1 pseudogene is annotated in these 639 nt (G+C 75.1%); it reads left to right on the plus strand.

The features are described 5' to 3' along the window. Positions 1–64: 64 nt before the first annotated feature. Positions 65–639, plus strand: a pseudogene (locus PV350_RS46915) (ABC transporter permease); the annotation flags it as partial.

A 639-nucleotide genomic window follows, 5' to 3' on the forward strand; every position in this document is an offset into this window, starting at 1 on the left:
CCGCTCGGCGGTGACCTGGTCGTCCACTCGCAACACACTGTTACGGGCATCGAGAACGGGGGGCATGGTGCCGGGCTTCGTCTTGCTGCGCCTGCGCGCGCACCGGCTGCTACTCGCCGCCGCATTGTTGTCCGTCGTCCTGACCACCTGCGCCGTGGCCGCGCTGGCCGCGTTCAGCGGCGCGGTCGGGGACGCGGGGCTGCGGCGCGCGCTGCAGGGGCCGTCGGCCGCCAGGACACAGATCGACGTGACGTCGGAGGTGGCCGAGCAGGACGCCGGGCGGCTGGACTCCCGCGTGCGCAAGACCCTCGCGGGGGCCTACGACGGGCTGCCGGTGCGGGTCTCGTCCAGCACCCGCTCCGGTGCGTACGGACTGCCGCAGGACTCGCGCCCGGCGGACGCGCCGCGCTCGGACAATCCGGACCTCACGCTGCTCGCCACGTTCGACCGGTCCCGGGTGACCATGGTCGAGGGGACCTTCCCCGACGCGCCGCAGGCCGAAGGCCCGGTGCCGGTCGCGCTGCCCGACACGGCCGCGAAGGCCCTCGGCGTGACGCCGGGGGACGTGATCACGCTCGCCGACCGGCGGAACGGGCCGCCGCTGCGCGTACGGCTGACCGGCCTGTACCGCCCCACGGA

It is taken from the genome of Streptomyces sp. PA03-6a, from assembly GCF_033792765.1.
Classification (GTDB): Bacteria; Actinomycetota; Actinomycetes; order Streptomycetales; family Streptomycetaceae; genus Actinacidiphila.